Annotated in this window: 20 protein-coding genes; 10 read left to right on the top strand and 10 right to left on the bottom strand. The window is 49.4% G+C overall.

Annotated elements, in window-relative coordinates:
- Positions 1-80 precede the first annotated feature (80 nt).
- Both O3681_RS01260 and O3681_RS01255 read left to right on the top strand, forming a co-directional pair.
- Positions 81-1,496, top strand: a complete 1,416-nt coding sequence (locus O3681_RS01260; protein WP_371459096.1) for a DASS family sodium-coupled anion symporter — start codon at positions 81-83, stop codon at positions 1,494-1,496.
- Positions 1,497-1,614: 118 nt separating this feature from the next.
- Positions 1,615-2,124, top strand: a complete 510-nt coding sequence (locus tag O3681_RS01255) for a peptidylprolyl isomerase (RefSeq protein ID WP_049329669.1) — start codon at positions 1,615-1,617, stop codon at positions 2,122-2,124.
- A 76-nt stretch (positions 2,125-2,200) separates the two neighbouring features.
- Here O3681_RS01255 and O3681_RS01250 read toward each other — a convergent pair whose 3' ends face one another.
- Complete coding sequence (locus O3681_RS01250) at positions 2,201-2,698, bottom strand: YbhB/YbcL family Raf kinase inhibitor-like protein (RefSeq protein WP_371459466.1); 498 nt, start codon at positions 2,696-2,698, stop codon at positions 2,201-2,203.
- 186 nt (positions 2,699-2,884) lie between these two features.
- Here O3681_RS01250 and O3681_RS01245 point away from each other — a divergent pair, with 186 nt between their 5' ends.
- Positions 2,885-3,724, top strand: coding sequence for a neutral zinc metallopeptidase (locus O3681_RS01245; RefSeq protein WP_371459095.1), 840 nt, complete (start codon positions 2,885-2,887; stop codon positions 3,722-3,724).
- A gap of 121 nt (positions 3,725-3,845) precedes the next feature.
- Positions 3,846-5,228: a phosphomannomutase/phosphoglucomutase gene (locus O3681_RS01240; protein WP_371459094.1), complete on the top strand. Its 1,383-nt coding sequence runs from the start codon at positions 3,846-3,848 to the stop codon at positions 5,226-5,228.
- A 105-nt stretch (positions 5,229-5,333) separates the two neighbouring features.
- On the opposite strand, the gene rpe is transcribed toward O3681_RS01240, so the two are convergent.
- Positions 5,334-6,014 carry a ribulose-phosphate 3-epimerase gene (rpe, locus tag O3681_RS01235; RefSeq protein WP_003678905.1) on the bottom strand — a complete coding sequence of 227 codons (681 nt, stop codon included), beginning with the start codon at positions 6,012-6,014 and terminating at the stop codon, positions 5,334-5,336.
- Positions 6,015-6,291: 277 nt separating this feature from the next.
- On the opposite strand from rpe, the gene O3681_RS01230 reads away from it, so the two are divergent.
- Positions 6,292-6,720, top strand: a complete 429-nt coding sequence (locus O3681_RS01230) for a Spy/CpxP family protein refolding chaperone (RefSeq protein ID WP_293207000.1) — start codon at positions 6,292-6,294, stop codon at positions 6,718-6,720.
- Between the two features lie 66 nt (positions 6,721-6,786).
- Here O3681_RS01230 and O3681_RS01225 read toward each other — a convergent pair whose 3' ends face one another.
- Together O3681_RS01225 and O3681_RS01220 are read right to left on the bottom strand one after the other, a co-directional pair.
- Positions 6,787-7,653, bottom strand: a complete 867-nt coding sequence (locus O3681_RS01225) for an ATP-binding protein (protein WP_049329674.1) — start codon at positions 7,651-7,653, stop codon at positions 6,787-6,789.
- A gap of 16 nt (positions 7,654-7,669) precedes the next feature.
- Positions 7,670-8,284 (bottom strand): riboflavin synthase, encoded by a 615-nt coding sequence (locus O3681_RS01220; RefSeq protein ID WP_003683409.1) that lies wholly within the window; start codon positions 8,282-8,284, stop codon positions 7,670-7,672.
- Positions 8,285-8,409: 125 nt separating this feature from the next.
- Here O3681_RS01220 and O3681_RS01215 point away from each other — a divergent pair, with 125 nt between their 5' ends.
- The 3 genes from O3681_RS01215 to O3681_RS01205 all read left to right on the top strand — a co-directional run bounded on the left by O3681_RS01215 (position 8,410) and on the right by O3681_RS01205 (position 10,781).
- Complete coding sequence (locus tag O3681_RS01215; protein WP_371459093.1) at positions 8,410-9,255, top strand: 23S rRNA (adenine(2030)-N(6))-methyltransferase RlmJ; 846 nt, start codon at positions 8,410-8,412, stop codon at positions 9,253-9,255.
- A gap of 130 nt (positions 9,256-9,385) precedes the next feature.
- Entirely contained in the window at positions 9,386-9,739 is a 354-nt protein-coding gene (locus tag O3681_RS01210) for a hypothetical protein (protein WP_371459092.1), read from the top strand.
- Between the two features lie 67 nt (positions 9,740-9,806).
- A complete protein-coding gene (locus O3681_RS01205; protein WP_107723115.1) occupies positions 9,807-10,781 on the top strand; it encodes a class 1 fructose-bisphosphatase in 975 nt (324 codons plus the stop codon).
- A gap of 143 nt (positions 10,782-10,924) precedes the next feature.
- Here the strand turns inward: O3681_RS01205 and waaF are convergent, their stop codons facing one another.
- Together waaF and guaB are read right to left on the bottom strand one after the other, a co-directional pair.
- Positions 10,925-11,944, bottom strand: coding sequence for a lipopolysaccharide heptosyltransferase II (gene waaF / locus O3681_RS01200; protein WP_107723114.1), 1,020 nt, complete (start codon positions 11,942-11,944; stop codon positions 10,925-10,927).
- 273 nt (positions 11,945-12,217) lie between these two features.
- A complete protein-coding gene (gene guaB, locus O3681_RS01195; RefSeq protein ID WP_107723113.1) occupies positions 12,218-13,681 on the bottom strand; it encodes an IMP dehydrogenase in 1,464 nt (487 codons plus the stop codon).
- A 189-nt stretch (positions 13,682-13,870) separates the two neighbouring features.
- Here guaB and O3681_RS01190 point away from each other — a divergent pair, with 189 nt between their 5' ends.
- Positions 13,871-14,296, top strand: coding sequence for a DUF4124 domain-containing protein (locus O3681_RS01190; RefSeq protein WP_049322303.1), 426 nt, complete (start codon positions 13,871-13,873; stop codon positions 14,294-14,296).
- 69 nt (positions 14,297-14,365) lie between these two features.
- On the opposite strand, the gene O3681_RS01185 is transcribed toward O3681_RS01190, so the two are convergent.
- On the bottom strand, positions 14,366-15,694 hold the full coding sequence (locus tag O3681_RS01185) for an anaerobic C4-dicarboxylate transporter family protein (protein ID WP_371459465.1): 1,329 nt from the start codon (positions 15,692-15,694) through the stop codon (positions 14,366-14,368).
- A 222-nt stretch (positions 15,695-15,916) separates the two neighbouring features.
- Positions 15,917-17,491 (bottom strand): glycosyltransferase, encoded by a 1,575-nt coding sequence (locus tag O3681_RS01180; RefSeq protein WP_371459091.1) that lies wholly within the window; start codon positions 17,489-17,491, stop codon positions 15,917-15,919.
- Between the two features lie 83 nt (positions 17,492-17,574).
- Between O3681_RS01180 and O3681_RS01175 the strand changes: the two genes are divergently transcribed.
- The gene (locus tag O3681_RS01175) at positions 17,575-18,540 is read left to right on the top strand and encodes a tRNA-dihydrouridine synthase (protein WP_107723110.1); all 966 of its coding nucleotides are present in this window, start codon (positions 17,575-17,577) and stop codon (positions 18,538-18,540) included.
- Positions 18,541-18,581: 41 nt separating this feature from the next.
- Here the strand turns inward: O3681_RS01175 and O3681_RS01170 are convergent, their stop codons facing one another.
- Positions 18,582-19,307 carry a hypothetical protein gene (locus O3681_RS01170; protein WP_107723109.1) on the bottom strand — a complete coding sequence of 242 codons (726 nt, stop codon included), beginning with the start codon at positions 19,305-19,307 and terminating at the stop codon, positions 18,582-18,584.
- A 157-nt stretch (positions 19,308-19,464) separates the two neighbouring features.
- Complete coding sequence (gene dnrN / locus O3681_RS01165) at positions 19,465-19,938, bottom strand: iron-sulfur cluster repair protein DnrN (RefSeq protein ID WP_107697094.1); 474 nt, start codon at positions 19,936-19,938, stop codon at positions 19,465-19,467.
- Between the last annotated feature and the right edge of the window lie 63 nt (positions 19,939-20,001).

Raw genomic sequence — 20,001 nt, 5'->3', positions numbered from 1 at the left:
TACAAATATACTGTCACCTATTAGGCCGTCTGAACGTTCGGCTGAAAAGAAAAACCAATCATGTTTCAGAGGAATACATCATGGACTTAAACGCCAAGGATAAGACTCAGCATCCTGAGAACGTCGAGCTTCTCAGTGCGCAGAAGCCGATTACCGACTTTAAAGGACTGCTGACGACCATTATCTCTGCTGTTGTCTGCTTCGGCATTTATTACATCCTGCCTTACAGCCCCGACGCCAATAAAGGCATCGCGCTGTTGATTTTCGTTGCCGCGCTTTGGTTTACCGAAGCCGTCCACATTACCGTTACCGCGCTGATGATCCCTATCCTTGCCGTTGTACTCGGCTTCCCGGATATGGACATCAAAAAAGCGATGGCAGGTTTCTCCGACCCGACGATTTATATCTTCTTCGGCGGCTTCGCGCTTGCAACCGCCCTGCACATGCAACGTCTCGACCGTAAAATTGCCGTCAGCCTGTTGCGCCTGTCCCGCGGCAATATGAAAGTTGCCGTGTTGATGCTGTTTGCCGTTACCGCCTTCCTGTCTATGTGGATCAGTAACACTGCAACTGCCGCAATGATGCTGCCTTTGGCAATGGGCATGATGAGCCACCTTGACCAAGAAAAAGAACGCAAAACCTATGTTTTCGTCCTGCTCGGTATCGCCTACTGCGCCAGTATCGGCGGCTTAGGTACCGTGGTCGGTTCGCCGCCGAACATGATTGCCGCCAAAGCGCTGAACTTAGACTTCGTCGGCTGGATGAAGCTCGGCCTGCCGATGATGCTGTTGATTCTGCCGCTGATGCTCTTCTCCATGTACGTCATCCTCAAACCTAATTTGAACGAACGCGTGGAAGTTAAAGAGGAGTCTATCCCTTGGACACTGCACCGCGTGATCGCATTGTTGATTTTCTTGGCAGCAGCCATCGCTTGGGTATTCAGCTCCAAAATCAAAGCCGCATTCGGCATTTCCAACCCTGATACCGTTATCGCCCTGATTGCCGCCGTTGCCGTCGTCGTATTCGGCGTGGCGCAATGGAAAGAAGTTGCCCGCAATACCGACTGGGGTGTATTGATGCTCTTCGGTGGCGGTATCAGCTTGAGCGCGTTGCTGCAATCCTCCGGCGCATCTGAAGCATTGGGTCAGCAAGTTGCTTCCACGTTCTCCCATTCTCCTGCATTGCTGGTGATTTTCGTGGTTGCGACCTTCATCATCTTCCTGACCGAGTTCACCAGTAACACCGCCTCCGCCGCCCTGCTTGTGCCTATTTTCGCCAGCATTGCCGCGCAAATGGGTCTGCCTGAACAAGTCTTGGTATTCGTCATCGGTGTCGGCGCATCTTGTGCCTTCATGTTGCCGGTTGCCACACCGCCTAACGCGATTGTGTTCGGTACAGGCTTAATCAAGCAACGCGAAATGATGAATGTCGGCTTATTGCTGAACATCCTCTGCGTGGTATTGGTTGCTCTGTGGGCTTATGCTGTACTGATGTAAACCATCGACCTAAACAACAAGGCCGTCTGAAAGAATATTTTTCAGACGGCCTTGAAGTTTGTCGTTCAGACACAATTTAACGAGTTATTCAAAACTGGATTCTAACGAAAGGAAACCCATGATTATCCTGCACACCAACAAAGGCGACATCAAAATCGAACTCGATTTCGACAAAGCCCCCGTTACTGCTAAAAACTTCGAGCAATACGTTAAAGACGGCTTCTACGACGGCGTAATCTTCCACCGCGTCATCAAAGGCTTCATGATTCAAGGCGGTGGCATGGATGAAAACATGAACGAAAAAGAAACCCGCGATCCGATTCAAAACGAAGCGTCCAACGGCCTGCCTAACGAGAAATACACCGTCGCCATGGCGCGGACTTCCGACCCTCATTCTGCCAGCGCGCAATTCTTCATCAACACTGCCGACAACGCTTTCCTGAACTTCCGTTCTAAAGAGCTGTACGGCAAAACCGTAGTCCAAGACTGGGGCTATGCCGTATTCGGTAAAGTCGTTGACGGTTTTGACGTTGTCGATGCCATCGAAGGCGTTTCTACCAAACGTCACGGCTACCACGACGACGTACCGAGCGAGCCTGTCATCATCACTAAAGCCGAAGTGGTTTAATTGATTTGATTTCCCATAAAAACAGCCTGTCCGAATTAAAAACGGACAGGCTGTTTTTCAATAATGATGCATACCGTCACACATCATAAGTACCGACCACGCATACCGAATCCAACACATGGCCCTGCATGGCAAAATGCAGCTCATTAAAGCGGAAACCGCGCGGCAAATCCAAAACGGTATCCAGCGCGTACACAATCAGTTCATAACGATGGCGGTTGTTCGGTGGTGCCATACCGCCGTAAAAAGAAGCCTCTTCGATTTCAAATTTACCCAACGCGCTTGCCCAAGTGTTCGCACCCTGTGTGAAATCTGTTGCAGAAATACTTTCATTTTCTGCCACGGAAGTACGTTTCAAATCCGAAATCAACCAATGCGTCCATACGAAACCCGATGCTGAAATGGCATCTTTGTCTTCCAACACCACGGCAAACGATTTTGTTCCTTCAGGCGCATCTTCAATTTCAAAAGGAATCGAATAAGAAGGCATACCGCTCGGGCTGAACTGGCTGCCGCGCTTGCCGTATTTGTCTTCAAATTCGCCGTTGACAATAGCTTTACTGCTGACTTTCATCTTATATCTCCCAATAGTAGGTTTATTCATTCTAACAAACACCAAGGCCGTCTGAAAGATACTGCCGTTTTCACTTTCCAGATGTCGCATTTTCAGACGGCCTCAAGCAATATTCACAATTCGATCAAACACATTTGACATTCCATAGTATAATCCGCCGCATGAAAACTACACAGGATACGCATTATGGATTGGAAAGGTCGTGAACAAAGCCAAAACGTCGAAGATCGCCGCGGAAGCCATGGCGGCGGTGGCGGCAAAACACCGGGCATACTCGGCATTATCGTGGTTTTGGTCGGCGCATATTACGGCGTGGATTTGAGCGGTTTGGTTGGCGGCTCATCTTCGATGGGCATTCCTACCCAGCAAGCTACCCGACTCGACAGCCAACAAGAAGCCGAGTTGAACGAACTGTCCCGCGTTGTCCTTGCCGATACGGAAAAAGCATGGAGCAAATATTTCCAACAACACGGCCAACGCTATACGCCGGCAACCATGGTGTTGTATGAAGGCGGTACGTCCACCGCCTGCGGTACGGGCCAATCTGCCATGGGTCCGTTTTACTGCCCGGGCGACCAAAAAGTTTATTTAGACTTGAGCTTCTACGAAGATATGCGCACCAAGCTCGAATCGGCCAGCGATGCCGCGTTTGCCTACGTTATTGCCCATGAAGTCGGCCATCACGTTCAAAACCTGCTCGGCATTCTGCCTAAAGTCCACAAAATGCAACAGCAAGTCGGCAAAAAAGAGGCCAATGCCCTTTCCGTCAAACTCGAATTGCAGGCCGACTGTTTCGCCGGTATTTGGGGACACTACGCCGTCAACAACAATATCTTCAAAGCCGAAGACATTCAAAAAGCGATGCTTGCCGCCGAATCCGTCGGCGACGACCGCTTGCAGAAACAGGCTCAGGGCTATGTCGTTCCCGACAGCTTTACCCATGGCTCGTCCGAAGAACGCATGACTTGGCTCAAGCGCGGTTTGGAAAGCGGCGACATCAACCAGTGCAACACTTTCAACAATTGATTCGTCCAAACAACACTGTTCTTTGATGTAACGACAAAAGGCCGTCTGAATTCTTCAGACGGCCTTTTAGCCGTGTTAAAATAACGCCTATTATTTTCCCTTAAATTCAAAGGAAATCCACATGGCAAATATCGCCCGCGACATTTTCAAAGCCTACGACATCCGGGGCATCGTCGGTAAAACCCTGACCGACGAAGCTGCCTACTTAATCGGTAAAGCTATTGCTACCAAAGCCTCCGAAAAAGGCATTACCCGCATCGCACTCGGTCGCGACGGCCGTTTGAGCGGTCCCGGCCTGATGGCACAAATTCAACGCGGTTTTACAGACAGCGGCATCGACGTCCTCAATGTCGGCATGGTTGCCACCCCTATGCTCTACTTCGCAGCCATCAACGAATGCGGCGGCAGCGGCGTAATGATTACCGGCAGCCACAATCCACCCGATTACAACGGTTTCAAAATGATGCTCGGCGGCGACACGCTCGCAGGCGAAGCCATTCAAGAACTTTTAGCTATTGTTGAAAAAGATGGTTTTGTTGCTGCCGACAAACAAGGCAGCGTAACCGAAAAAGACATCTCCGGCGAATACCACAACAACATCGTCGGCCACATCAAGCTCAAACGCCCGATGAAAATCGTGATTGACGCGGGCAACGGTGTCGGCGGTGCATTTGCAGGCAAACTCTACAAAGGTTTGGGCAATGAAATTACCGAACTTTTCTGCGAAGTGGACGGCAATTTCCCTAACCACCACCCCGACCCTTCCAAACCGAAAAACCTGCAAGACCTCATCGTCGAGCTTAAAAACAGCGATGCCGAAATCGGCTTGGCATTTGACGGCGATGCCGACCGCTTGGGCGTGGTTACCAAAGACGGCAACATTATCTATCCAGACAGCCAACTGATGCTTTTTGCGCAAGACGTGTTGAGCCGCAATCCTAAAGCCAAAGTGATTTTCGACGTCAAATCCACCCGTCTGCTTGCGCCTTGGATTAAAGAACACGGAGGCGAACCTGTGATGGAAAAAACCGGCCACAGCTTCATCAAATCCACCATGAAAAAAACCGGCGCACTGGTTGCCGGCGAAATGAGCGGCCACGTTTTCTTTAAAGAACGCTGGTACGGCTTCGACGACGGTATGTATGCCGGCGCACGCCTCTTGGAAATCCTGTCTGCCTTCGACAATCCGTCCGAAGTGTTGAACAAGCTGCCGCAAAGCATTTCCACTCCGGAACTCAACATCGACCTACCGGAAGGCAGCAACGGCCACAAAGTGATTGAAGAGCTGGCTGCCAATGCCAAGTTTGAAGGTGCGACCGAAATTATCACCATCGACGGCTTGCGCGTTGAATTCCCTGACGGCTTCGGCCTGATGCGTGCTTCCAATACCACGCCGATTTTGGTATTGCGTTTTGAAGCGGATACGCAAGAAGCGATTGAGCGTATTCAAAACCAATTCAAAGCAGTCATTGAAAGCAATCCAGCATTGAAATGGCCGCTATAAGGGTTTAGGCTAAAACAAAAGGCCGTCTGAAAATCATTTCAGACGGCCTTTTATATTAAACATTGATGATTCCAAAGTTTGGAAACCAAGAATATCCCGGCTTAGTTATCCGACTTGCGCCAACTGTTGACGCATTTCATCGATAACGGCTTTGTAATCCGGTTTGCCAAAAATTGCCGAGCCGGCCACAAACGTATCCGCACCTGCAGCCGCAATTTCAGCAATATTATCTGTTTTCACGCCGCCATCGACTTCCAAGGCGATATGGCGGCCGCTTTGCCGTTCATACTCATCCAACATCTCGCGCACTTTGCGGATTTTCACCAGCGTATTCGGGATAAAACTTTGTCCGCCGAAGCCCGGGTTGACCGACATCAGCAACACCATATCCAGTTTGTCCAAAACGTTTTCCAGAATATTGACCGGCGTAGCAGGATTCAATACCAAACCTGCCTGACAGCCGTATTCTTTAATCAAACCCAAGCTGCGGTCGACATGGCGGCTGGCTTCGGGATGAAAGGTAATGATATTGGCACCGGCTTTGGCAAACGCATGAATCAAATCGTCCACCGGCTCAACCATCAAATGTACATCGACCGGCACGGTTGCATACGGTTTCAAAGCCGCGCAAACCATAGGGCCGAAAGTCAGATTCGGCACATAATGATTGTCCATCACGTCAAAATGAATCAAATCCGCACCGGCGCGGATAACTTCGGCAACCTCTTCGCCCAAACGGGCAAAATCGGCAGACAAAATACTGGGGGCAATACGGTAGTCGGTCATGTTTATTCTCCTAAAGTGTGTTCCTTTGTCATTATCGCATTTTTAACCCTATGTTGTATGCTGCCGACAACATCTCTACCGTCATTTTTATGAATTTACATTTCATATACATTAATGAAACTTATAATCACATAGTAAGGCTTTGAAAATAAATTATTAGATTACATACATGTGCAAAAAAATCTAACATCATTAACAAAAGTTAACTGCATTGATACTGCCTTTCACACGCTTATCGGTTATATTTCCAAACCTGATGAAACATTAGGAAAACACCGTGTCTGTTGCACTTTCCCGCTATCCGACTTTTATTTTCTTAGCACTCGCCCTACTCTGTTCCAGTCTGCCTGCACATGCCGGTCCATTTCTGGCCACTTTGGACGACTTCCACCCGAATTGCGACATCCGACAGCTCAATTTATCCTCCGACCAACACGCCGCCCTGCGTCGCCTGCGTACCGACTTCAAACAAATCAACGATAAAGCCTACCGTAAAACCGTACGCTCCGACCGCAACCGCCGTCAAACCATCATCAAAATCCTCTCCGGCGACTCATTCGACTCAAACGCCGCCCGCGATTATGTTGAAAACCGCTACCTCTCCAGCATGGACTATGCGGTGGATGAAATGGAAATCCAATACCGCCTCTATCATCTGCTCAATCCGCGCCAGCGCCAGCAATGGTTGTCTTCATGCTTGCGCTGATGGATAAATAAAAATACAAGAAGGCCGTCTGAAACCATATTCAGACGGCCTTTGCTTTTTTCAGCCTTAATCCAGCACTCTTTCTTCCGGCAACCGACCTGCCCAGTCGCAGGCAAACTGCCATGCCGAACGACCCGAACGGCTGCCGCGCATTTGCGCCCATTGCAACGCGGCTTGGCGCGCCGTATCGTCAAAAGGCACATTGAAATCGTCCAACCAGTTGGCAACAGCGGTCAGATAATCGTTTTGGTCGAAAGGATAAAAACTCAGCCATAAGCCGAAGCGGTCGGAAAGGGAAATTTTCTCCTCAACAGCCTCTTTCTGATGAATTTCGCCGCGAATGCCCGTAGTACCGCCGTTTTCATCCATGTATTCTGGAATTAAATGACGACGGTTGGAAGTGGCATAAACCAAAACATTGGTGCAACGTTGCGACAGTCCACCGTCTAAAGCAGTTTTCAGGGCTTTATAGGTCTCATCGCCGGTTTCAAACGACAAATCATCGCAGAAAACGATAAACTTCTCAGGGCGCTCGGACAACAACGTCAACAAAGCCGGCAGACTGATCAAATCGCTTTTGTCCACTTCAATCAGTCGCAGGCCACGCTCAGCGTATTCGTGCAACAACGCTTTAACCAAGGAGGATTTCCCCGTACCGCGCGCGCCGGTCATCAAGACATTATTTGCCGGACGACCTGCCAAAAATTGCTCGGTATTGCGTTTCAGCCTGTCGGTTTGCGAACCGACTGCCGCCAATCTGCTCAAAGGAAACGTATGCGGACGTGGCAGGCTTTCCAAAATGCCTTTTTTGCCCACGCTGTGCCAACGGTAGGCCAAAGCGCGCCAGTCGGTTTTACCGGCTTCGTCAGGCAGGATTAAATCCAGACGGTTTAAAACGGAATTCGCTTTTTTCAAAAAATTGGATAATTTCATTTCGGCTTTCTTTTTTTCAGACGGCCTTTTGTGCCAATACACGCATCACGGTATCGACAACGGCTTGGGTTTGCGGATCGATTTCAATATTGATGAGGTCGCCTTCTTTGCGGCTGCCAAACAGGGTACGCTCCAAAGTCTCCGGAATCAGGTGTACACAAAATTCGCTGTCGCTGACTTCGCCTATGGTCAGGCTGCAACCGTCCAAACCGACAAAGCCTTTGGTCAGGATGTAGGGCTTGAGGTTTTCCGGCAGCTCAAACCAAACTGTACGGTTGAACTCGCTTGATTCAATTCGGGAAATTCGGGTAACCGCCATCACATGGCCGCTCATCACATGGCCGCCGATTTCATCACCAAACCGCGCCGCGCGTTCCAAATTGACACTGTCGCCGACTTTCAAGCTGCCGAGATTGGTTTTACGTAAGGTCTCGTCCATCAAATCAAAGCTAACTTTGTTGCCGTCGATTCGGGTAATGGTCAGGCAGCAGCCGTTGTTGGCGACAGAGGCGCCGGTTTGCAGATTGTCGGCGATTTCGGGGGGCAGCTCGACAGTGTGGGTACGAAAGTCGGGCGAAGGTTGGGCGATGTCTGTAATTTTGCCCATGCCTTGTACGATGCCTGTAAACATGATGTCTTCTTTCCGATGGTACGATAAGGCGGATATTGTAGCATTTTCCAGGCACAAAGGCCGTCTGAAAGCGGTGATGGAGATGGTTTGGGGTATAATCGGATTTTTATTTCCGCAGCCCGATCATGCTCAGCTACCGCCACGCCTTCCATGCCGGCAACCATGCCGATATGCTCAAGCACTTTACCCTCTTCCTCGTCCTCGAATATTTCAACCGCAAAGACAAGCCCTATTGGTATATCGATACGCATAGCGGTGCCGGTTTGTATGACTTGAGCGGCGATGAAGCGCAAAAAGTCGGCGAATACAAACAAGGCATTGCGCTCTTGGAACAAGCTGACAAGCTGCCTGCCGAATTGGCCGAATTTGTAGGCCGTCTGAAACAAATACTGCCGCAAGACAACCTTTACTGCGGCTCTCCTTGGCTGGCACAGGCGCTCACGCGCGACAGCGACAAAATGCGCCTCTTTGAGCTGCACCCTGCCGATTTTGTCCACTTGCAAAACAATATGCGCGAAGTCCGCCCTGCGCGTAAAGTGCAGGTCAGCCAAGCGGACGGTTATCAAGGCCTGATTTCACTCTTGCCTCCTCCGCCCCGCCGTGCCGCCGTCTTGATTGATCCGCCCTACGAAGAAAAACAAGACTACCGCCGTGTCGTCCAAGTCTTGAAAGATGCCTTGAAACGCTTTGAAACCGGCTGCTACATGGTTTGGTATCCCTGCCTGAGCCACGAAGAAAGCCGCAAACTGCCGGACGAACTCAAAAAAATCGTTCCCGACAATTATCTGCATGCCGAGCTTCATGTCCATACGCCGAGCAGCAACGGCTTCGGTATGCACGGCAGCGGCATGTTCGTCATCAACCCGCCCTATATGCTTGCCGAACAACTGCAAAACAATCTGCCCGAACTTGCCAAAATTTTGGCGCAAGATGCCGGCGCGCATTATGTATTAGAAAGCAAAACGAAATAAACGCTGCCGTCTAAATGCATATCCAAGAGCTTCAATTTTTCTGCCAGACCTGCTCAGACGGCCTTAACCCTTTATACTTAAGCCTTTTTCCACTACAATTCACAACATAACAATTAACGACCGTCCACTCATGAATATACGCACACCCCTAGCCTGCACGCTCCTACTTTGCGCGTGCAGCGAATCTGTAAAAAACGAATTTAAAGAAGAATTTACCCAAAGTTTCCGCACCGAATTTGTCCGCTCGGCAACCGAAGCCTGCGTAGAAAAAGCTTCCGGAAAAAGCCCGTTTGATTCCGCGACCACTAAAAAAATCTGCCGCTGCATCGGCGAAAAAACAGTCGACCAAATCAATCCTGAAGAAGCGACATCGCTTTTGGGCGGCAGCGACTCCATGAGCGACGAGCTGAAAAAACGCATCAAAGAAACCAGCATCGCCTGTACTAAAGAAGTTTTAGGCATGGCTGACAGCAAAACCAAATGAACACGCCGTTTTCAGACGGCCTGAAATTGAAAAATATTCGATTCAAACTTAGGAAAAGAGTGAAACCATGAAGACATTGAACCAATTCTTAGCCCACCACCTGCCCGAACACAAACTGCCGCAAGAGCTGGCCAGCGTATTGGAATCCGTAGCCGCCGCCTGTTTGGATATCAACGCCAAAGTCCGCCTCGGCGCGCTTTCCGGCGTTTTGGGTATGGCAGGTACCGGCAACATCCAAGGCGAAGACCAAAAGAAACTCGATGTCATCGCCAACAATATCATGATTGATGTTTTAAAAGCCAATGCCAACATCGCCGGTCTTGCCAGCGAAGAAGAAGACACCTATGTCGCCACGCACGAAAACGGCGGCTATTTGGTATTGTTTGATCCGCTGGACGGCTCTTCCAATATCGACGTCAACATCTCCGTCGGCACCATCTTCTCCATCTTGGCGAAACCTGAAGGTGCATTGACTACCGAGTCTTTCCTGCAAAAAGGCCGCGACCAAGTGGCCGCAGGTTATGTTTTATACGGTCCGCAAACCCAACTGGTACTGACTGTCGGTCACGGCGTGTTCGTCTTCACTCTGGACGATGCCAACCAATTCCTGCTGACCAAAGAAAATCCGCGTGTTCCAGAATCCACTAAAGAATTCGCCATCAATATGTCCAATCAAAGACATTGGTTCGCTCCTGTTCAACAATACATTGACGAACTACTGGCAGGCGAAACCGGCGTACGCGGCAAAAACTACAATATGCGCTGGGTAGCCAGCATGGTTGCCGAAATCCACCGCATCCTGATGCGCGGCGGCGTATTCATGTATCCGCAAGACAAACGCGACCCATCCAAACCGGGCAAACTGCGCCTGATGTACGAAGCCAACCCGATGAGCCTGATTATGGAACAAGCCGGCGGCGCATCAAACAACGCCATCGAAGCCATGCTCGACATCCAACCTACCGGCCTGCACCAACGTGTTGCCGTATTCATGGGCAGCCGCGAAGAAGTAGAATACGTTTATAATCTGCATCAAAAATAATCAGATGTATTGATTTCAAACCAAAAAAGGCCGTCTGAAATATGATTTTCAGACGGCCTTTTGTTAAAAAATAAAAGAAACGAAAGATTAAAAAGACAGACTCAAATCTGTCCTTTACTGTTTTCCATCTAACCTTTATTAGATTACGCCGAACGAGCCAGCGCTTCCGCTGCTTTTTGCACCATATCCGGCGTCAGCTTGTTCAAACAATCCGTATGCCCCAACGGACATTCACGTTTGAAACAAGGTGAACAATCCAAATTCAAGCTGACGATTTTTGCCTTTTGGCTGAGAGGCGGCGTATGGTCAGGGCTGGATGAGCCGTAAACCGCAACCAATTTCCGATCAAGCGCGGCCGCAAGGTGCATCAGACCGCTGTCGTTGCACACAACCGTATCGGCGCAAGACAACAAATCAATGGCTTCAGAAAGATTGGTTTTGCCACAAAGATTGGTGCAAAGGCCGTCTGAAAGTCGGTTGATTTCATCTGCAATATCAAAATCTTTTTGCGAACCAAACAGCCAAACCTGCCAACCCTCTGCCAAATATCGGCGACCGAGTTCGGCAAAATGACGCGCAGGCCAACGCTTGGCCGGGCCATACTCCGCACCGGGACAAAATGCCAAAATCGGCTTATCCGTCGCCAAACCATGTTTTGCCAAAGCGGCTTGACGGCTTTCGGGATCAATCTTAAAACACGGATTATCGGAATGCCCGTTAAAATCCGCTTGGGTCGGATGCGCCAGCGCAGTATAGCGGTCGACCATCAGGGGCAACGCGACCTTATCCAACTTGCGGATATCGTTCAGTAAAAAATAGCGCGACTCGCCGACGTAGCCCGTACGTTGCTTGATGCCCGTAGCCAAGGCAATAATGGCGGATTTGAGCGAACCGGGCAAAACAATCACTTGATCATAGCCTTCTTTTCCCAATTCGCGACCGATATGCCAGCGTTTTTTCAATTCCAACGCACCATGTCCAAACGGGTTTTCCATCACACGGCTAATTTCAGGCATACGCTCAAATACGGCCATCGACCATTTGGGCGCAAAAGCATCAATAGTGCAGCCGGGATGCAGCTCATGCAAACGGCGATAAAGCGGTTGGGTCATGACGCAGTCGCCAATCCAGCTTGGGGTAATAATCAGGATTTTTTTGGACATAATGAAATGTGTTTTTAATTTTGGCTTATTGTAATACGATTTTTAAAAGGCCGTCTGAAACTCGGTTTAATCTCTCAGTTCAAAACGTACTAGTTGATACATGTCATTTCAGCGCATGAAGCGTTCGTCTTCCCAATTATTCGGCAAATTCTGCAAATACCCAACCTGAAACACCAGGCTAAACGGCGGCAAACAATATTTGCTTCATTTTTAAAACCTTATAAAAACAGAAAGGCCGTCTGAAATATTTTCAGACGACCTTTTTATAGTGGGTTAACGATGGTAGTTAGGCGCTTCTTTAGTGATTTGTACGTCGTGAACGTGGGATTCGCTCATACCGGCAGAAGTGATTTCCACAAATTCTGCTTTCTCGTGCATTTCAGCAATATTGGCACAACCCAAGTAACCCATGCTGGAGCGCAGACCGCCGGTCAGCTGGTGGATGATGTTCACAATCGGGCCTTTGTAAGGAACGCGGCCTTCGATGCCTTCAGGAACATATTTGTCTGTGCTGTCGGTTTTGTCTTGGAAGTAGCGGTCGGCAGAACCTTGGCTCATCGCACCCAACGAACCCATGCCGCGGTAAGACTTGTAAGAGCGGCCTTGGTAGAGTTCGATTTCGCCCGGTGCTTCTTCCGTACCGGCAAACATACCGCCGAGCATGACGCTGTATGCACCTGCTGCCAGAGCTTTGGCAATATCGCCGGAGAAGCGGATACCGCCGTCGGCAATCAGGGGAACGCCTGTACCTTTCAGTGCTTCGGAAACATTGTGAATCGCAGTCAGTTGAGGCACGCCCACGCCTGCCACGATACGGGTCGTACAAATCGAGCCCGGGCCGATACCGACTTTAACGGCATCCGCACCTGCGGCCACCAAATCCAAAGCGGCTTTAGCAGTCGCGATGTTGCCGCCGATGACTTGGATGTGCGGATAGGTTTCTTTTACCCAGCGCACGCGATCGATAACGCCTTGGCTATGACCGTGGGCAGTATCGACCACAATCACGTCCACGCCTGCTTCTACCAATGCTTTGACTCGCTCTTCGGTATCGCCGCCGGTACCCACCGCGGCACCAACGCGCAGACGGCCTTCGGCATCTTTGTTGGCATTAGGGAATTCGGTTGTTTTCAGAATATCTTTAACTGTAATCAGACCTTTGAGTTCGTCTTGGTCGTTCAACACCAAAACGCGCTCAACTTTGTGCGCATGCATGATTTCGCGGGCTTCATCAATGCTGGTACCTTCGGGAACGGTAACCAAACGATCGCGGGGGGTCATGATGGCAGAAACCGGCAGATCGACACGGTTTTCAAAACGCAGGTCGCGGTTGGTCACGATACCGACCACTTTGCCGTTTTCAACAACAGGCAGACCGGACATTTTGCGTTTGCGTTGTGCGCGCATTTCCAAGACTTCGCGGATCAATGCGGTCGGCGCAACGGTAACGGGATCTTTCACCACGCCGCTCTCATGGCGCTTCACTTTGGAAACGGCACGCGCTTGCAACTCCGGCGTCATGTTTTTATGGATAATGCCGATGCCGCCTTCTTGAGCCATAGAGATGGCCAGACGCGCTTCGGTAACGGTATCCATTGCAGCAGAAAGTAGAGGGAGGTTGAGCGAGATATCGCGGGTGAGTTTGGTTTGAAGTTTGACATCTCGAGGCAGCACGTTTGAGTGCGCTGGAACCAACAAAACGTCGTCGAAAGTATAGGCTTTTTCTACAATACGCATGATGCTCGGTCTTTCAGTTTGTGCAAGATGCACGGCATTATATCACACCGGCTTGATGCTAACATTGGCAATACATGTTTTAACGTTATTTTTTTACATGATTTGATCCGCAGTACAAAAATATGCCAACGCATTGCAGTTTCAAGTAAAATAGGTCGGATGAGAACATCATTTACATAAGGGAAACCCATGAAATCTTCCGTACTCAAAACCTGTCTGATAGCAGCCCTTCTCTCTTCCGCCGCCCTGACCGGCGCGGCCGAGGTTTACACTTGGAAAGGCGCGTCGGGCAACAGCTATTCCGATACGCCAAACCGTCTGCAACCCAAGCGTTCCGGCGTGGTCAACATCCGCACACACAACGTCAAACCTGCCGTTGCGCCTGCTGTTGCGGCATCTGAGCCGGTTGCCGAGCAACCCAACGAACAGGTCGCGGAACAAAACAAACAAATCGAAGAGCGCAATAAAAAAATCGAAGAGCAAAACCGCCAAAACAAGCTGGAAAACTGCAAAATCGCCAAAATCAACCGCCAAGTCGCCGAAAGCGCACGCTTGGCCAATCGCGACAGCCTGATTAAGCAATACCAAAACGACGTCAATAAATACTGCAATTAAGCTCTCAAATAACAATATCAAAAAGGCCGTCTGAAATTTAATTTCAGACGGCCTTTATTTTTCACTCCATCAATAATACAGTTGAACCAACAACAAACCGATGGCTAAGCTGAATGCCATGCTCAACAGGCCCGGAATCATGAAGCTGTGGTTGAAGATAAATTTGCCGATTTTGGTTGAGCCGGTTGTATCAAAGTCGATAGCGGCAATAATCGGACCGTAGTTCGGAATGAAGAAATAGCCGTTTACCGCAACAAATGTACCGATGATGATGGGCGCTGGAATACCCAGTTTGATGGCGATTGGAAATAGCGTCGCCACTGTCGCGCCTTGGCTGTTGACCAATACCGACAAGACAAACAGGGCAAAGGCAAAGGTCCATGGTGCAGATTCAACCAAATGGCTGACGGTCGATTCCACTTCTGTTAAGTGGCCGTTCATCAAGGTATCGCCCAACCAAGCCACGCCAAACACCGCAATCACGGCTCGCATACCGGCATGGAATACCGAACCTCGGGTAATCGCATCGCCATTGGGTTTACACGCCAAAATAATCAGCGCAGAAGCAGACAACATCACAATTTCAATCGTATGCGCCATGCCCATAGGCTTGATCGCGCCATCGTGTTCAAAAGCCGGACGCAGCTCAGGCAGCGCACCCATTACTACCACCAGCAATGCCGCAGTCAAGAAAATACCGACCGACAATTTGGCTTTCGGCGAAATAGTGACATCGGTTTTTTGCTCCTCCACATCAATGTATTCTTTCACATAGTTCGGGTCTTTCAGCAAAGCCTGATAATGCGGATCGTCTTTCAATTCTTTGCCCAGTTTGTTTACAAACACGCAAGCCAAACCGATACCCAAAATCGTGGACGGAACGGTAACTTTCAACACGTCCGCCATCGTGATGTGTTGCGGCTCAAGCATGGTAACGCAGGCAACAACGGCGGCGGCAATCGGGCTGGCGACAATCGCAAATTGGGAAGCGATAACCGCCATCGTCAGCGGACGGGAAGGACGGATGCCATTGCGACGACTGACTTCGGCAATCACGGGCAAGACTGAGTAAGCCACATGGCCTGTACCTGCCAAGACGGTAAAGGTGTAAGTTACCGCCGGCGCGATAAAGGTGATGTATTTCGGATTGCGGTGCAACACGCGCGTGGCAATCTTAATCATATAGTCCAAACCGCCGCTGGCCTGCATGGCCGCCGCGGCAGACACTACCGCCATAATCATCAGCATCACATCAATCGGCGGGCTGGTCGGTTGAAGATGGAAACCAAAAGACAATACAGCCAAGCCGATACCGCCGAGCACGCCCAAACCAATACCGCCAACCTGCGCACCAATCAGGATACACAGCAGCACGACGGCAAACTGGATAAAAAACATAGTTGACATAACAACTCCCAAAATCCGGCCTTCGCCGAAATAAAATTACAAACGGTTGGATTATAGAGTAAACCCTCTTCCCTAACCATACTTTACCTAATTATACATACTGATCTACATCAAATAAATAATATTCTCATTTAAGCGCTAGGTTTTTAAAAATACAAAAGAGGCCGTCTGAAAATTTTCAGACGGCCTCTATGATTTAAAAAGATGATAAGGCTATTTTCCGGCTACTTCTTCATCTTTTATAAAATCCGATACGCCATGAACACAGCGGATTTTGCGTTCCGACAAAGTTGCCTCCAACAAGGCATCGTTTTGTGGCAAGGAATCGCGTTCTGCCTCATTGTGCCAGAGGTGATACGCAATGCCGGCAAATTTCAAATTATGGCGTTTCATCCCGTTATGATAGCAACGGGCGACAAATTCGCTGTCTTCCCTGCCCCAGCCGACAAAGCTATTGTCAAACCCGTTAACGGCAAGCGCATCGCTGCGGAAAAAGCCCATATTGCAAGTTTTGATACCTTTGTGTTTGCGGTTGCCTTTTCGGCCTGCCAATTTGGCCAAACAACGACAGCGCAGGGCTGATAGCCGTTTTTCTATCCCCGAGCTGAACATAGACAAAGCAGGCAAATCGCCTTCGTCCAAAATATCCTGCGTTTTATCCTCAGTCAAAATCACGCGAGAACCCTGTATCAGACGGCCTTTGCGGGCAATCTTCAAATGATCGGCGATAAAAGACGGATCCAAGATCATATCGCCGTCAATCAACACAATATAATCGCTTTTCGCCTGCGCCAGCGCACAGTTGCGCGATTCGGCGGCACGAAAGCCTCTATCCGGCTGCCATGAATGCTTAACGGGAATACTTGTCCTACGGCGGATAAAATCAACCACTTCGGCAGTTTCCTGCCTTGAGCCGTCATCCGCGACAATAATCTCATCCGGCAGACGGGTTTGCGATAAAGCCGATTTCAACACCAGCTCCAGAGCATCGGGACGATTATAGGTAGTGATGATGAGGGAGACGGTTATCGTGCGGTTGCGCTCGTAAAGTTTGACATATTTGTAATACGAACCTTGCGCGTTGGACACCGAAATCGTCAGCCCGTCCGCCCCATAGGCAAAACCGCGCTTAAGCAGATAGTTCTTCACAAACGATACGCCGCCATGCAGCAAAGCCTTAAACGGAGAACTGTCTTTCTTAAAGCGGTTTTCTTCCGCATACAGCGAGCTGTACTGCTGCATTTTTTGAATCAGCCCTTCGGCGTTTTCAAAAGAATAATGTTTCAGACGGCCATCGAGTTGTTTCATCTTGGCTTCCTGTGGCAACACCAAAGACTCATGCACCTGGCGGTCGGAAAAACGGGTAAATCTGCGATGATAAAGGCGCGGAATAATATCCGGATACCAGCCGCAGCCTTTAATCAAGCGGCCGTGGTAATGGTTCAAACGAGAAAGCGAAAAAATATGTTCCTTCTCATTTTCCAAAACGGCCGCACGAATGGCTTCGATTAAAACCTCATCCGCCACTTCATCGCTGTCTATGCTGAAAATCCAATCGTTTTGCGCCAGTCTGGCCGCCAGATTTTTCATCGGGCCAAACCCGATAAAGTCATGCTTGTAATAGCTGACATTGGGAAAACCTTTGGCAATTTCAAAAGTACGGTCGGTCGAGCCGTTGTCCAACAACAGGACTTCGTCAAAGTCTTTCAGCGCACTCAAAACTTCTGAAAGATAACGTTCTGAATTTTTTACCAACATGGCGGCGGTTGCCGGAATTGTGTGCATCATAAAAAGGCCGTCTGAAAAAGGAAGCTGTATTTTAACCGATATACCGCTACAATATGTCCTCCTTTTTTCAGACGGCCTGACTCATGCAGCTTATTCTTGCCCCCATGCAGGGGCTGGTGGACGATGTGATGCGCGACTTGTTGACGCGCATCGGCGGATTTGACGAATGCGTCAGCGAATTTGTCCGCATTACGCACACGGTCCACTCACGCGCCACTTGGCTTAAATATGTTCCCGAAATCGCCCATGCCAACCGCACGCCGGCCGGCACGCCCTGTACTGTCCAACTTTTGGGCAGCGATGCGGAAAACATGGCCGTCAATGCTTTGGAAGCCGTGCGTTTCGGTGCGGACAAAATCGACCTCAACTTCGGCTGCCCCGCGCCGACGGTCAACAAACACAAAGGCGGTGCAGTCTTACTCAAAGAGCCCGACTTGATTTACCACATCGTCCGCACCCTGCGCCAACGCCTTCCGCAACACATTCCGCTGACTGCCAAGATGCGGCTCGGTTATGAAGATAAAAGTCTGGCATTGGAATGTGCTTCCGCGATTGAAAACGGCGGCGCATGTGCATTAACCGTCCATGCGCGCACCAAAGTCGAAGGCTACGAACCGCCGGCACATTGGGAATGGGTGCGCAAAATCCGCGATGCAGTCAGTATTCCCGTTACTGCCAACGGCGATGTATTCAGCCTTCAAGACTATCTCGACATTAAAACCGTCAGCGGATGCGACAGCGTGATGCTCGGGCGCGGCGCAGTTATCCGTCCCGACTTGGCGCGGCAAATCAAGCAATATGAAAACGGCGAAACAGTCAAAGACACCGACTTTGCCGAAGTCTCCTCATGGATAGTCCAGTTCTTCGACTTGTGCCTTGCCAAAGAAGCCAACAACAAATATCCGGTTGCCCGTTTGAAACAGTGGCTGGGCATGATGAAAAAAGAGTTTGAACAAGCGCAGGTATTGTTTGACCGCATCCGCGCCGTCAAAGAAGCGGATGAAGTAAAACAGATTCTGCTGTCATTTGAACAAGAGATGCATTCATGATTCAAAAAGGCCGTCTGAATTTCAGACGGCCTTTAATATGATTACTGACAGATATAATCAGCCAACAGTCTGCCTTTTTCCGCACTGGCTGCATTGGCCATATTTACCTGTCTGGTCTCAGGGCCATTCTTGGATTTCAGGGCTTCGCCATATTTTCTGGCAAACTCTTTATTGGCACTGGTCACTCTTGACTCAGTGGAATCCAATATAAACCCGTCTTGCTCATATTTGCCTTGCGCAGTGATAATCAAGATATTTTCAGGCGAAGGATAATCCGGAAAATTAACATAGTTGGTAACCAGCTTGTAGGAAACACCTTTGCCGTGTTTCATATCCTGACAGATGCCGTTAGGCGCGGTAAAGACTGCATGGCCGATACGGCCGTGGCCGAAATCGTAAAAATCGATTCTCTTCGCAGAAGCCAATTGTTTTTTATCGTTGCCGTCATTTACATTTAATGACTTGCCGTTTACCAGAAACAGGGTTGGCAACAAGGGGCTGCCATGAGAGGCTTCCAAATTATATGCTTCGCCCAACAGCTTGCCCTGACGATACACAGTCAAGACAGGCTTTTTCAGACCATTTTCCGGATTGCCGGTTTTCTTAAAAGAAATCTTCTGAAGTACATTGCCAAATTCATAATAAGGTCGCGACTGCACGCCTGTTTTCGTATCCTGCAGGGCGCTCCAGCTGCCGTCCATCGTTTGGGCGCACGCAGTCAGAGCAACAAACAGAATACCCGATAGTAAAACTTTAGAATGTTTCATTCATAAACTCCTTCTCAAGTAAACAAAAGAACGGATGTGTGCCTTTACTACCTAATTTTGTTTCTTTATTAAAATTTTAGAACTATTATACTAACTTAGCAAGGGATTAAAGAACAGGCCGTCTGAACATTCAGACGGCCTTGATTAAGCTCAAATTTTAAGAAGCCAAAACGCGGTGGAACAAAATCTCATTTTCCAAATGGATATGGTCTTTCAAATCGTCCACCATCTCTTTGGCCAAAGTGTACAAACGGGTCCAGCTGCCGCAAGCGCCTTCGGGAAGCTCAAAATTATTGGTCAATTCTTCCAAGCGCGCGATGGCCTGATCGTGGTCTTCGTGTTCATGCATCATCACGCTGATGGGCATGGCTGCGCCGCGACCCACACCCTGATTAATCATCGGGAACAACATGCGTTCCTCTTTCATCATGTGCATCAACAGCTCGTTTTGCATATAGGCCAACAAATCAGGCACTTCGGCAGGGAAAGTGTCGGCATGAACCTGCGCCACTTTTTGCGCCAGCGGAACCAACTCTTCAAACTGGGCGCGGTGGACATTGTGGTAACGCTGCAAAATATGGTCAATGGTGGAATTGAAAGGTGCGGTTTCCCAAACGGTAAAGTCGGTCATGGCTGTGCTCCTTTAAAGATTGATATTGGATGAATGTTAGACATAAGGATACACGCTGCAAAC

The sequence above is a fragment of the Neisseria sp. 27098_8_158 genome, from assembly GCF_041433145.1.
Classification (GTDB): Bacteria; Pseudomonadota; Gammaproteobacteria; order Burkholderiales; family Neisseriaceae; genus Neisseria; species Neisseria subflava_E.
The sequence above is the reverse complement of the archived record's forward strand: the minus strand, read 5'-3'. Positions and strand labels throughout refer to the sequence as shown.

What these genes read in the sequence shown, in the direction of transcription:
- O3681_RS01260 (WP_371459096.1), top strand. Translation starts at nt 81, where the DNA reads ATGGACTTAAACGCCAAGGATAAGACTCAGCATCCTGAGAACGTCGAG.
- O3681_RS01255 (WP_049329669.1), top strand. Translation starts at nt 1,615, where the DNA reads ATGATTATCCTGCACACCAACAAAGGCGACATCAAAATCGAACTCGAT.
- O3681_RS01250 (WP_371459466.1), bottom strand. Translation starts at nt 2,698, where the DNA reads ATGAAAGTCAGCAGTAAAGCTATTGTCAACGGCGAATTTGAAGACAAA.
- O3681_RS01245 (WP_371459095.1), top strand. Translation starts at nt 2,885, where the DNA reads ATGGATTGGAAAGGTCGTGAACAAAGCCAAAACGTCGAAGATCGCCGC.
- O3681_RS01240 (WP_371459094.1), top strand. Translation starts at nt 3,846, where the DNA reads ATGGCAAATATCGCCCGCGACATTTTCAAAGCCTACGACATCCGGGGC.
- rpe (WP_003678905.1), bottom strand. Translation starts at nt 6,014, where the DNA reads ATGACCGACTACCGTATTGCCCCCAGTATTTTGTCTGCCGATTTTGCC.
- O3681_RS01225 (WP_049329674.1), bottom strand. Translation starts at nt 7,653, where the DNA reads ATGAAATTATCCAATTTTTTGAAAAAAGCGAATTCCGTTTTAAACCGT.
- O3681_RS01220 (WP_003683409.1), bottom strand. Translation starts at nt 8,284, where the DNA reads ATGTTTACAGGCATCGTACAAGGCATGGGCAAAATTACAGACATCGCC.
- O3681_RS01215 (WP_371459093.1), top strand. Translation starts at nt 8,410, where the DNA reads ATGCTCAGCTACCGCCACGCCTTCCATGCCGGCAACCATGCCGATATG.
- O3681_RS01210 (WP_371459092.1), top strand. Translation starts at nt 9,386, where the DNA reads ATGAATATACGCACACCCCTAGCCTGCACGCTCCTACTTTGCGCGTGC.
- O3681_RS01205 (WP_107723115.1), top strand. Translation starts at nt 9,807, where the DNA reads ATGAAGACATTGAACCAATTCTTAGCCCACCACCTGCCCGAACACAAA.
- waaF (WP_107723114.1), bottom strand. Translation starts at nt 11,944, where the DNA reads ATGTCCAAAAAAATCCTGATTATTACCCCAAGCTGGATTGGCGACTGC.
- guaB (WP_107723113.1), bottom strand. Translation starts at nt 13,681, where the DNA reads ATGCGTATTGTAGAAAAAGCCTATACTTTCGACGACGTTTTGTTGGTT.
- O3681_RS01190 (WP_049322303.1), top strand. Translation starts at nt 13,871, where the DNA reads ATGAAATCTTCCGTACTCAAAACCTGTCTGATAGCAGCCCTTCTCTCT.
- O3681_RS01185 (WP_371459465.1), bottom strand. Translation starts at nt 15,694, where the DNA reads ATGTTTTTTATCCAGTTTGCCGTCGTGCTGCTGTGTATCCTGATTGGT.
- O3681_RS01180 (WP_371459091.1), bottom strand. Translation starts at nt 17,491, where the DNA reads ATGATGCACACAATTCCGGCAACCGCCGCCATGTTGGTAAAAAATTCA.
- O3681_RS01175 (WP_107723110.1), top strand. Translation starts at nt 17,575, where the DNA reads ATGCAGCTTATTCTTGCCCCCATGCAGGGGCTGGTGGACGATGTGATG.
- O3681_RS01170 (WP_107723109.1), bottom strand. Translation starts at nt 19,307, where the DNA reads ATGAAACATTCTAAAGTTTTACTATCGGGTATTCTGTTTGTTGCTCTG.
- dnrN (WP_107697094.1), bottom strand. Translation starts at nt 19,938, where the DNA reads ATGACCGACTTTACCGTTTGGGAAACCGCACCTTTCAATTCCACCATT.